A 12287-nucleotide genomic window follows, 5' to 3' on the forward strand; every position below is an offset into this window, starting at 1 on the left:
CCCGTCACCCGCACCCCGCTCGGTAGGTCCGTCCCCACCGGCGGTTGGCCGCCGAGACGGCCCGGCGTGCAGGCGAGACGCGGGCGCGCCCCGCCCACCGGCCCGGCGCATGCACCGCAGCCCGGGATGCCTCCCCGATACGCCCGGGCGGCCTCCCCCGATACGGATGTCCCCACCAGGCGTTGGCCGCCGAGACGGCCCGGCGTGCAGGCGAGACGCGAACGCGCCCCCACCACCCCCGCCCGGCATGCAACGCAGCCCGGGCAGCAGCCCCCCTCCGTCAGTCCCCACCGGGGGTTGGCCGCTGAACCGGCCCGGCGTGCAGGCGAGAGGCGGGCGCGCCCCGCCCCCCCCGGCCCGGCATGCCACACAGCGTGGGCGGCATCACCCCCTCCGTCAGTCCCCACCGGGGGTTGGCCGCCGAGCCTGCCCGGCGTGCAGGCGAGACGCGAACGCGCCCCCGCCACCCCGGCCCGCAGCGCAGCCCACCCCACGGGATACCTGCCTGGCCACCCATTCCTCCGGGCCGCCCGCTCGCTTCTGAAACGGGCTGGAGCGGCCCGAGTCAAGGGTGGAGCGCAGCGGAATCGGCGTAGCCGACGCGACCGCAGGGAGCGCCCTTTACTCGGGGCGCGGAAGCCCGACACTGGCAAAGAAGCGGGCGGCCCAACGGCCACCTCCAACGACTCAGGGCCACAACAACACCGCCCCTTGCCTTCCCCTCCCTCTCACCCCACCCCCACTCAAATAATGCAAGCGCGCTTGATTGTTTATCCCGCCCCTGCCATGCTCCCCCCATGTCCGATCCGACGCACGTGTTCGATGACCTGCGTGAGGAGAGCGAGGAACTCGACCGGCTGGTAGCCGAGTTGAGCCCGGAGGGCTGGGCGTTCGCGACCCCCGCCGCCCGGTGGACCGTCGCCCACCAGATCGCCCACCTGGCCTGGACCGATCACTCGGCTCTGCTCGCCGTGACGGACGAGGAAGCGTTCCGTGCGCTGGTGGAGAAGGCGCTCGCCGCTCCGGAGTCGTTCGTGGACGAGGGGGCGGAGGAGGGCGCCGCGAAACCGCCGGCACAGCTCCTCAGCGGTTGGCGAGCCGGGCGCGCGGCCCTGCTCGACGCCCTGTACTCCGCACCCACAGGAACCCGGTTCCCCTGGTACGGGCCACCCATGTCCGCCGCCTCCATGGCCACCGGCCGTCTTATGGAGACCTGGGCCCATGGCCAGGACGTTGCTGACGCGCTCGGTGTGGTCCGGTCACCCACGGACCGGCTCCGGCATGTGGTGCGCATCGGTGTGCGGGCACGTGACTTCGCCTTCGGTGTGCATGGGCTCACTCCGCCGAGTGAGGAGTTCCGCGTTGAACTCCTTGCTCCCTCGGGTGAGTTGTGGGCCTATGGCTCCGAAAACGCTCCCCAACGCGTCACCGGTCCCGCCCTCGACTTCTGTCTCCTCGTCACCCGGCGCGCCCACCGCACCGACCTCGCGGTGGAGGCGGTAGGCCCGGACGCCGACCGATGGCTCGACGTCGCCCAGGCCTTCGCGGGCCCACCCGGCGCCGGGCGCCCGCCGAAGCCGAAGGGGGCCGGTCAGTGAGTCCCCGGAGTGAAGTCCCTCCCAGATCACCTCTCACACCCCGGCCCGCACCCCTCCGCATAGGCAACGCCTCCGGCTTCTACGGCGACCGCTTCGACGCCCTGCGCGAGATGCTCACCGGCGGCCAGCTGGACGTCCTCACCGGTGACTACCTCGCCGAGCTGACCATGCTCATCCTGGGGCGGGACCGGCTGAAGGACCCCGGTGCCGGGTACGCCCGTACCTTCCTGAAGCAGTTGGAGGAGTGCCTCGGTCTCGCCCATGAGCGCGGGGTGCGGATCGTCACCAACGCCGGGGGGCTCAACCCCGCCGGACTCGCCGACGCCGTACGGAAGTTGGCCGATCGGCTCGGGGTTTCCGTGCGCGTCGCGCATGTGGAGGGCGACGATCTTGCCGCCCGGTATCCGGATGCCCTTGCCGCGCACGCCTATCTCGGCGGCTTCGGGATCGCCGCCTGCCTCGACGCGGGGGCCGATGTCGTGGTCACCGGGCGCGTCACCGATGCCGCGCTGGTCACCGGGCCCGCAGCCGCCCACTTCGGGTGGGGGGCGGGCGACTACGACCGGCTCGCGGGGGCTGTGGTCGCCGGACATGTGCTGGAGTGCGGTACCCAGGCCACCGGCGGCAACTACGCCTTCTTCACCGAGTGCGCGCCCGAGAAGCTCCGCAGGCCCGGGTTTCCGCTCGCCGAGATTCATGAGGACGGCTCCTGCGTCATCACCAAACACCCCGGCACGGGTGGGGTCGTGGACGTCGGTACCGTCACCGCGCAGCTCCTCTACGAGACGCAGGGCGCCCGGTACGCCGGTCCCGATGTCACCGCTCGCCTCGACACCGTACGGCTCGGTGGGGACGGGCCCGACCGGGTTCGGATCGAGGGGGTGCGTGGCGAGGCTCCGCCGCCCTCCCTCAAGGTCGGGCTCAACCGGCTCGGCGGCTTCCGCAACGAGGTCACCTTCGTGCTCACCGGGCTCGACATCGAGCGTAAGGCCGCTCTCGTCCGGGAGCAGATGGAGGCCGCGTTCGGCGAGGGGAACGCCAAGTCCCGGCCCGGTGAACTCCGTTGGGATCTCGCCCGTACCGACCATGCGGACGCCTCCACCGAGGAGACCGCCAGTGCGTTGCTGCGGCTCGTCGTGCGGGATCCCGATCAGGAGACCGTCGGGCGGGCGTTGAGCGCGGCTGCCGTCGAGCTCGCGCTTGCCAGTTACCCCGGCTTCCATGTGCTGACCCCACCTGGAAAGGGAGCGCCCTATGGCGTCTTCGACGATGTGTATGTCCCCCATAGTGCCGTCGACCATGTGGCCGTCCTCTACGACGGGCGCCGGGTTGCTGTGGCCCCGGCCCACCACACCCTCGTACTGGAAGACGTTCCGCAGCCGGCCCTCCCCGAGCCGCTGCCGGAAGGGCCCACGGCGCGGGCGGCCCTTGGTGTGGTCGCCGGGGCCCGTAGCGGTGACAAGGGAGGCAACGCCAACGTGGGGGTGTGGGCGCGTACGGATGAGGCGTGGCGCTGGCTCGCCCATGCGCTGACCGTCGAGAGGTTCCGTGAACTCCTGCCGGAGACGCGTGAGTTGACAGTCGTCCGGCACGTGCTGCCTCACCTCCGTGCCCTCAACTTCGTCGTCGAGGGGATTCTCGGCGAGGGCGTCGCCGCCCAGCATCGTTTCGATCCGCAGGCCAAGGCCCTGGGCGAATGGCTGCGTTCCCGTCGTCTGGACATCCCGGAGGTCCTCCTGTGACCGTCCTTCCGACCGCCCTCGACACCAACGGTCCCGACTGCACGGCCAACCGCGAGGCCATGCTCGCCAAGCTCGGCGAACTCGACGCCGAGCACGCCAAAGCCCTTGCGGGGGGCGGGCCGAAGTACGTCGAACGGCACCGTGAACGCGGCAAGTTGCTCGCCCGCGAGCGCATCGAGCTGCTCCTGGACCCCGACACACCCTTCCTCGAACTGTCACCGCTCGCCGCCTGGGGGAGCGACTACGCGGTCGGTGCCTCGCTCGTCACCGGCATCGGCGTCGTCGAGGGCGTCGAGTGCCTGATCACCGCCAACGACCCGACCGTGCGCGGGGGAGCCAGCAATCCCTGGTCGCTGAAGAAGGCCCTGCGCGCGAACGACATCGCCCTCGCCAACCGGCTGCCCTGCATCAGCCTCGTCGAGTCCGGAGGCGCCGATCTCCCTTCCCAGAAGGAGATCTTCATCCCCGGCGGCGCCATCTTCCGCGACCTGACCCGCCTTTCGGCCGCCGGCATCCCCACCATCGCCGTCGTCTTCGGCAACTCGACCGCCGGCGGCGCCTACATCCCCGGCATGTCCGACCACGTGATCATGGTCAAGGAGCGCGCCAAGGTGTTCCTCGGCGGGCCGCCGCTCGTGAAGATGGCCACCGGCGAGGAGAGCGACGACGAGTCGCTCGGCGGCGCCGAGATGCACGCACGCGTGTCGGGGCTCGCGGACCACTTCGCCGTCGACGAGCAGGACGCGCTGCGGCAGGCGCGCCGCGTCGTCGCCCGCCTCAACCACCGCAAGGCGTACGGCGATCCGGGCCCGGCCGCACCCCCCAAGTACGACGAGGACGAGCTGCTCGGCATCGTCCCGGGGGACCTCAAGACCCCCTTCGACCCGCGCGAGGTCGTCGCCCGGCTCGTCGACGGCTCCGACTTCGACGAGTTCAAGCCCCTCTACGGCACGAGCCTCGTGACGGGTTGGGCCGGCTTGCACGGCTATCCCGTCGGCGTACTCGCCAACGCGCAGGGCGTGTTGTTCAGCCAGGAGTCCCAAAAGGCCGCCCAATTCATCCAGTTGGCGAATCAGCGCGACATCCCCCTCCTCTTCCTGCACAACACCACCGGCTACATGGTCGGCAGGGAGTACGAACAGGGCGGCATCATCAAACACGGCGCGATGATGATCAACGCCGTCAGCAACAGCCGCGTACCGCACCTGTCCGTCCTCATGGGCGCCTCGTACGGCGCCGGGCACTACGGCATGTGCGGGCGTGCCTACGATCCCCGCTTCCTGTTCGCCTGGCCCAGCGCCAAGTCCGCCGTCATGGGCCCCCAACAACTCGCCGGCGTCCTGTCGATCGTCGCCCGCCAGTCGGCGGTCGCCAAGGGGCAGCCGTACGACGAGGACGCGGACGCGGCGCTGCGTGCCATGGTGGAGCAGCAGATCGAGTCCGAGTCCCTGCCGATGTTCCTGTCGGGGCGGCTGTACGACGACGGTGTCATCGACCCGCGCGACACCCGCACCGTCCTCGGCCTGTGCCTGTCCGCCATCCACACGGCGCCCTTCGAGGGCGCGCGCGGTGGCTTCGGCGTCTTCCGGATGTGAGGCCCATGACCGACACGAGGGACCACATGATCGCGACCGTCCTCGTCGCCAACCGGGGCGAGATCGCCTGCCGGGTCTTCCGCACCTGCCGCGAGCTGGGCATCCGCACGGTCGCCGTGCACTCGGACGCGGACGAGAACGCGCTCCACGCGCGCATGGCCGACGCGACGGTACGGCTGCCGGGGTCGACACCCCAGGAGACGTATCTGCGCGGGGAGTTGATCGTGAAGGCGGCCGTCGCGGCGGGCGCGGACGCGGTGCACCCCGGCTACGGATTCCTCTCCGAGAACGCCGACTTCGCCCGCGCCGTCCTGGACGCCGGCCTGGTGTGGATCGGGCCGCCCCCGGAGGCGATCGAGGCGATGGCGTCCAAGACCCGCGCCAAGGAACTCATGGGCATCGCCCCCCTGGAGCACGTCACCGAGGCCGACCTCCCCGTGCTGGTGAAGGCGGCGGCGGGCGGCGGCGGACGCGGCATGCGCATCGTCCGCCGACTCACCGACCTGGAAGCCGAGTTGACGGCCGCCCGAGCCGAGGCGATGAGCGCCTTCGGCGACGGCGAGGTCTTCGTCGAGCCCTACGTGGAGGGCGGCCGGCACGTCGAGGTGCAGATCCTCGCCGACACCCACGGCACGGTATGGGCCCTCGGCACCCGGGACTGCTCCCTCCAACGCCGCCACCAGAAGGTGATCGAGGAGTCCCCGGCACCGGGCCTGACGGAAGAACTCACCCAGGAATTGCCCGAGTTGGCGATCCGCGCCGCCCGCGCCGTCTCCTACGAGGGCGCCGGCACGGTCGAGTTCCTGATCTCCCCCGACGGCACGGCCCACTTCCTGGAGATGAACACCCGCCTCCAGGTCGAACACCCGGTCACGGAGGCGGTGTTCGGCATCGACCTGGTTGCCCTGCAACTGAGGGTCGCGGAAGGCCGGCCCCTGGAAAGCAGCCCTCCCCACCCCCACGGCCACGCCATCGAGGCCCGCCTCTACGCCGAGGACCCCTCCCGCGACTGGACCCCCCAGACCGGAACCCTGCACCGCATGGCCGTCCCGAACGGCGTCCGCCTGGACACCGGTTACACCGACGGAGACGAGATCGGCGTCCACTACGACCCGATGCTCGCCAAGGTCGTGGCCCACGCCCCCACCCGAGCCGAGGCCGTCCGCAAACTGGCCGGAGCCCTGGACCGAACGACGATCCACGGCCCCCTCACCAACCGCGACCTCCTCGTACGCTCCCTGCGCCACAAGGAGTTCACGACGGCCACGATGGACACCGGCTTCTACGCCCGCCACCTCCCGGAACTCACGGAGGCCGCCCCCGATCCGCACGCCCCCCTCGCCGCCGCCCTGGCCGACACCCACGGCCGCTCCCGCTTCGCCGGCGGCTGGCGCAACATACCGTCCCAGCCGCAGGTGAAGCGGTACGCCATGGCGGGCGAGGAACACGAGGTCCACTACCACCACACGAGGCAGGGCCTGACCGCGGACGGGGTGCGCGTCATCCACGCGGACGCCGGTTTCGTCGTACTCGAAGTGGACGGCGTACGAAGGAAGTTCGAGGTAGCGCGCTACGACACCGATCAGGTGTACGTGAACACGACGACCCTGACGGCCCTCCCTCGCTTTCCCGACCCAACCGCCCAACTCGCCCCCGGCTCACTGCTGGCCCCCATGCCGGGCACGGTGGTGAGGGTCGCGGAGGGCCTGACCGTAGGAGCCGCCGTAAAGGCCGGAGACCCCCTCCTCTGGCTGGAGGCAATGAAGATGGAACACAAGATCACAGCTCCGGTCACAGGTCAGCTGACGGCCCTGAACGCAGTACCTGGCCAACAAGTACACCTCGCTGCCCTATTGGCGGTAGTGAAGCCAACTTAAGGGGCGCGGGGAACTGCGCGACCAGCCACAACGAAGGAGCCACATGCCCACGACCGAAACAGACGAGCACAAAGCCCTACGTGACGCTGTATCCGCCCTAGGCAAAAGGCACGGCCGCACCTACGACCGAGAGCAACTCTGGTCAGAAGCAGCAAAACTCGGCTACCTGGGAGTCAACCTCCCCGAGGAATACGGAGGCGGAGGCGGCGGCATCTCCGAACTCTCCATCGTCCTGGAGGAGTTGGGCGCCGCAGGCTGCCCCCTCCTCATGATGGTCGTGTCACCAGCCATCTGCGGCACGGTAATCGCCCGCTTCGGCACGGAAGAACAGAAGCAGACCTGGCTCCCCGCGCTGGCGGACGGCACCCGAACCATGGCCTTCGGCATCACCGAACCCGACGCCGGCTCCAACAGCCACCGCATCACCACCACCGCCCGAAAAGACGGCACGGACTGGCTCCTCACCGGCCGCAAGGTCTTCATCTCCGGCGTGGACCTGGCCGACGCGACCCTCATAGTCGGCCGCACAGAAACTGTGTCCCATAGAGAGGGCCGCACAGGCCACCTCAAGCCCTGCCTGTTCATCGTCCCGCGCGACGCACAGGGCTTCACGCGACGCCAGATGGACATGGAACTCACCGCCGCCGAGAAGCAGTTCGAGCTGACCCTGGACGACGTACGACTGCCCGCCGACGCCCTCGTCGGCGACGAGGACGCGGGCCTGCTGCAACTCTTCGCCGGTCTCAACCCCGAACGCGTCATGACGGCCGCCTTCGCGATCGGCATGGGCCGCTACGCGCTCGCCCGAGCCGTCGAGTACGCGCGCGACCGCACCGTGTGGGACGCCCCCATCGGCGCCCACCAGGCCATCGCCCACCCCCTCGCACAGGCGCACATCGACCTCGAACTGGCGCGCCTGATGATGCAGAAGGCGGCGTATCTGTACGACGCCGGTGACGACGTCGGCGCGGGCGAGGCCGCGAACATGGCCAAGTACGCGGCGGGGGAGGCATGCGTGCGGGCCGTGGACCAGTCGGTGCACACCCTGGGCGGGAACGGGCTGACGCGGGAGTTCGGACTCGCTTCGTTGATAACCGCCGCGCGCGTGGCTCGTATTGCTCCGGTGAGCCGGGAGATGATTCTCAACTACGTCTCCCACCAGACCCTGGGTCTGCCCAAGTCGTACTAGCGGCGAGCCCAAAGCCCGTGCTGTGCCAGGAGGAACCATGTTCCGCAGCGAGTACGCAGACGTTCCGCCCGTAGAACTCCCCATCCACGACGCGGTGTTGGCCCGCGCCGCCGAGTTCGGGGACGAACCCGCCCTGATCGACGGCACGGACGGCACCACCCTCACGTACACCCAGGTGGACCGGTTCCACCGCAGCCTCGCGGCCGGGCTGGCGGAGGCGGGCGTACGCAAGGGGGACGTCCTCGCCCTGCACAGCCCGAACACGGTCGCCTTCCCGCTGGCCTTCTACGCCGCCACGCGCGCGGGTGCCTCCGTCACGACGGTGCACCCGCTCGCCACGCCGGAGGAGTTCGCCAAGCAGCTGCGCGACTCGGCGGCCCGCTGGATCGTCACCGTGTCACCGTTCCTGGAAGCGGCCCGCCGGGCCGCCGAACTCGCGGGCGGCGTCCAGGAGATATTCGTCTGCGACAGCGCGCCCGGACACCGTTCACTGGCCGACATGCTCGCCTCGACGGCCCCCGAGCCGGTGGTCGACATCGACCCGGCGGAGGACATCGCGGCGCTCCCGTACTCGTCGGGAACGACCGCCCTCCCCAAGGGCGTGATGCTCACCCACCGCCACATAGCCACGAACCTGGCCCAGTTGGAACCGGCGGTCCCCATGGGCCCCGGCGACCGCATCCTCGCCGTACTGCCCTTCTTCCACATCTACGGTCTCACCGCCCTCATGAACGCCCCGCTGAGGAAGGGCGCCGCGGTCGTCGTCCTCCCGCGCTTCGAGCTGGAGACCTTCCTCGCGGCCATCGAGAACCACCGCATCACCGGCCTCTACGTGGCCCCGCCGATCGTCCTGGCCCTGGCCAAACACCCGGCGGTCGCGCAGTACGACCTCTCGTCCCTGAAGTACGTCATCAGCGCCGCCGCACCCCTCGACGCGAACCTCGCCGCCGCCTGCGCACAGCGCCTGGGCCTGCCGCCCGTGGGCCAGGCGTACGGCATGACGGAACTGTCCCCGGGCACCCATGTGGTCCCCGTACGGGACATGGCCACCGCACCCCCCGGAACCGTCGGCAAGCTCATCGCCGGCACCGAGATGCGGATCGTCTCCCTCGACGACCCCGACAAGGACCTGGGCATCGGCGAGGCCGGCGAGATCCTCATCCGCGGCCCCCAGGTGATGAAGGGCTACCTGGGACGCCCCGACGCCACCGCCGCGATGATCGACCGGGACGGCTGGCTGCACACCGGTGACGTCGGCCATGTGGACGCCGGCGGCTGGCTGTTCGTCGTCGACCGGGTCAAGGAACTCATCAAGTACAAGGGCTTCCAGGTGGCCCCCGCCGAACTGGAGGCCCTCCTGCTCACCCACCCCGGCATCGCCGACGCGGCGGTCGTGGGCGAGTACAACGACGACCACAACGAGGTCCCGCACGCGTACGTGGTCCGCCAACAGCCGGCCGTAGCCCCTTCGGACCTGACGGAGGGCGAGGTCATGATGTACGTCGCCGAGCGCGTCGCCCCCTACAAGCGGGTCCGCCGGGTCACCTTCATCGACGCCGTCCCGCGAGCCGCCTCCGGCAAGATCCTGCGCCGGGAACTGCGGGGCCGGGCATGACGTCGATCGGTCGTGCACGCGCGCGTGGCATCGAGACCCTGAGCCTGGACTCACCGTCCACCCGGAACGCGCTGTCGGCGCCCCTGGTGGCCGAGTTGGCGGACGCGCTGACGGAGTGCGCCAAGGACCCGGACGTACGGGCGATCGTCCTCACCCACACGGGGAACACGTTCAGCGCGGGCGCGGACCTGCGGAACCCACCGCACCCCGACGCCCTGGTGGCCGTACTCCGCCGGATCGTGGAACTCCCCAAGCCGGTGATCGCCCGAGTGACCGGCCACGTACGGGCGGGCGGCCTCGGCCTCCTCGCGGCCTGCGACATCGCGACGGCATCCGCGGAGTCCACCTTCGCCTTCACAGAGGTACGGATCGGAGTCGCCCCGGCGGTGATCTCCCTCCCCCTCCTGCCCCGCACGGACCCCCGCGCCCTGGCCCGCTACTACCTCACCGGCGAACGCTTCGACGCGACGGAAGCAGTCGCCGTAGGCCTGCTGACGACGGCGGGCAAGGACGTCGACGAGACTCTCACCCCGATCCTCGACGGCCTGCGCCGAGCCGCCCCCGAGGCCCTGGCCGAGACGAAACGGCTGCTCACGGCTAGGGTGCTGGAAACCTTCGACCGGGACGCGGCCGACCTGACCGCGCTCTCGGCACGGCTGTTCGCCTCCGCGCAGGCCCGCGAGGGGATGACGGCCTTTCTCGAACGACGGGATCCCGCATGGGTGGTGTGAGCGCGGCGGCGCCGACGGGCACGGTCGACCGCAGACCCAAGCAGGACCGCAGCCGGGCCACCCGGCAGCGCCTCCTGGAAGCCGCCGTGTCCTGCCTCGCCGAACACGGCTGGGCAGGCTCCACGGTCTCCGTCGTCGCCGAACGCGCCGGCGTCTCCCGAGGCGCCGCCCAACACCACTTCCCGACCCGCGAGGACCTCTTCACCGCGGCCGTCGAATACGTCGCCGAGGAACGCTCCACGGCCCTCCGGGCCCTGTTCCCACAGGGCGCCGAAGACCGCCGCATCGTGATCGAGGCCCTGGTGGACCTCTACACGGGCCCCCTGTTCCGAGCCGCCCTCCACCTCTGGGTAGCCGCCTCGAACGAGGAGCAACTCCGCCCCCGGGTAACGGAGTTGGAGGCGAAGGTGGGCCGTGAGACTCACCGTATCGCGGTGGAGTTGCTGGACGCGGACGAGTCGAGACCGGGCGTGCGCGAAACAGTCCAGGGCCTGCTCGACATGGCAAGAGGCCTGGGCCTGGCCAACCTGCTCACGGACGACAGGGGCAGGCGGGAGCGGGTGGTAGCCCAATGGGCAGCACTGCTGGAGCACGCCTTGGGGCGATCCACCTAGGGGCGCGGGGCTGTGTCAATTTGCGGCTCCGCCGCGCGGGCGCGACCAGCCACATCAGGCCCGCAGTCGCCCACGCTCCTCAAGCCCCTCTTCAGTGGGCGATATCCGAGTACCCCTCGATCGACTGAGGCCCACGAGACTCCGGCCCCACATACCGAGCAGAAGGCCGCACAAGCCTCCCCGTCCGCTTCTGCTCAAGAATGTGCGCCGACCACCCCGCGGTCCGCGCACACGTGAACATCGACGTGAACATGTGCGCCGGCACCTCCGCGAAGTCCAGCACGATCGCCGCCCAGAACTCGACGTTGGTCGCCAGCACCCGATCAGGCCGCCGCGCATGCAATTCCGCCAGCGCCGCCTTCTCCAACGCCTCCGCGATCTCGAACCGCGGCGCCCCCAACTCCCGCGCCGTGCGCCGCAGTACACGAGCCCGAGGATCCTCGGCCCGGTACACCCGGTGCCCGAACCCCATCAACCGCTCACCCTTGTCGAGCGCCTGCCGGACATACGCCTCCGCGTCCCCCGTCCGCTCGATCTCCTCGATCATCCCGAGCACACGAGACGGCGCACCCCCGTGCAACGGCCCGGACATCGCCCCCACGGCCCCGGACAGCGCGGCGGCCACATCCGCACCAGTAGAGGCGATGACCCGAGCCGTGAACGTCGACGCGTTCATGCCGTGCTCGGCGGCGGACGTCCAGTACGCGTCCACGGCGGCGACATGCTTCGGATCGGGCTCACCCCGCCACCGGATCATGAACCGCTCGACAACGGACTGCGCCTTGTCGATCTCCCGCTGCGGCACCATCGCGTTGCCCTGCCCGCGCGCGGACTGCGCGACGTACGACAGCGCCATCACGGCCGCGCGGGCGAGGTCGTCGCGGGCCTGCTCCTCGTCGATGTCGAGGAGGGGCTTGAGGCCCCACACGGGCGCGAGCATGGCCAGCGCGGACTGTACGTCGACGCGGATGTCACCGGAGTGCACCGGGATCGGGAACGGCTCGGCCGGCGGCAGCCCGGGGTTGAAGGCGCCGTCGACGAGCAGCCCCCAGACGTTGCCGAACGAGACGTGACCGACCAGATCCTCGATGTCGACGCCCCGGTACCGCAGGGCGCCGCCTTCCTTGTCCGGTTCGGCGATCTCCGTCTCGAACGCGACGACTCCTTCGAGTCCGGGTACAAAGGAGGGGTCGAAGTCGGGCATCAGGCGGCTCCTCATGCTGTGGCTCCACGGTCGCTCGGGACTCGCGGGCCGAAGATAGAGACATCAGCACCATAACGCCGAGTGCCACGCGGGGGGAGGGTCTGCGGCACTGAGTGCCACCC

At 70.4% G+C, this 12287-nt stretch carries 9 protein-coding genes; 8 read left to right on the top strand and 1 reads right to left on the bottom strand.

Annotated elements, in window-relative coordinates:
• Positions 1-797 precede the first annotated feature (797 nt).
• From ACIQBL_RS47105 to ACIQBL_RS47140, 8 genes are read left to right on the top strand one after another with little or no spacing between them, the layout of a single operon-like run.
• Entirely contained in the window at positions 798-1598 is an 801-nt protein-coding gene (locus ACIQBL_RS47105; protein ID WP_401955007.1) for a TIGR03084 family metal-binding protein, read from the top strand.
• Complete coding sequence (locus ACIQBL_RS47110; protein ID WP_401955009.1) at positions 1520-3340, top strand: acyclic terpene utilization AtuA family protein; 1821 nt, start codon at positions 1520-1522, stop codon at positions 3338-3340. The genes ACIQBL_RS47105 and ACIQBL_RS47110 overlap by 79 nt, the downstream gene beginning before the upstream one ends.
• Positions 3337-4935 carry an acyl-CoA carboxylase subunit beta gene (locus ACIQBL_RS47115; protein ID WP_401955011.1) on the top strand — a complete coding sequence of 533 codons (1599 nt, stop codon included), beginning with the start codon at positions 3337-3339 and terminating at the stop codon, positions 4933-4935. The genes ACIQBL_RS47110 and ACIQBL_RS47115 overlap by 4 nt, the downstream gene beginning before the upstream one ends.
• 26 nt (positions 4936-4961) lie before the next feature.
• Positions 4962-6812 carry a biotin carboxylase N-terminal domain-containing protein gene (locus ACIQBL_RS47120; protein ID WP_401955112.1) on the top strand — a complete coding sequence of 617 codons (1851 nt, stop codon included), beginning with the start codon at positions 4962-4964 and terminating at the stop codon, positions 6810-6812.
• A gap of 43 nt (positions 6813-6855) precedes the next feature.
• The gene (locus ACIQBL_RS47125; protein WP_401955013.1) at positions 6856-8001 is read left to right on the top strand and encodes an acyl-CoA dehydrogenase family protein; all 1146 of its coding nucleotides are present in this window, start codon (positions 6856-6858) and stop codon (positions 7999-8001) included.
• Positions 8002-8038: 37 nt separating this feature from the next.
• Positions 8039-9616, top strand: a complete 1578-nt coding sequence (locus tag ACIQBL_RS47130) for a 4-coumarate--CoA ligase family protein (protein WP_401955015.1) — start codon at positions 8039-8041, stop codon at positions 9614-9616.
• Positions 9613-10347: an enoyl-CoA hydratase family protein gene (locus ACIQBL_RS47135; protein ID WP_401955017.1), complete on the top strand. Its 735-nt coding sequence runs from the start codon at positions 9613-9615 to the stop codon at positions 10345-10347. Before ACIQBL_RS47130 ends, ACIQBL_RS47135 begins: the two co-directional genes overlap by 4 nt.
• A complete protein-coding gene (locus ACIQBL_RS47140) occupies positions 10335-10961 on the top strand; it encodes a TetR/AcrR family transcriptional regulator (RefSeq protein WP_401955019.1) in 627 nt (208 codons plus the stop codon). Before ACIQBL_RS47135 ends, ACIQBL_RS47140 begins: the two co-directional genes overlap by 13 nt.
• 91 nt (positions 10962-11052) lie before the next feature.
• Here the strand turns inward: ACIQBL_RS47140 and ACIQBL_RS47145 are convergent, their stop codons facing one another.
• Positions 11053-12165, bottom strand: a complete 1113-nt coding sequence (locus ACIQBL_RS47145; RefSeq protein ID WP_401955021.1) for a citrate synthase 2 — start codon at positions 12163-12165, stop codon at positions 11053-11055.
• Positions 12166-12287: the final 122 nt, after the last annotated feature.

It is taken from the genome of Streptomyces sp. NPDC088350, from assembly GCF_044753545.1.
Lineage (GTDB): Bacteria > Actinomycetota > Actinomycetes > Streptomycetales > Streptomycetaceae > Streptomyces.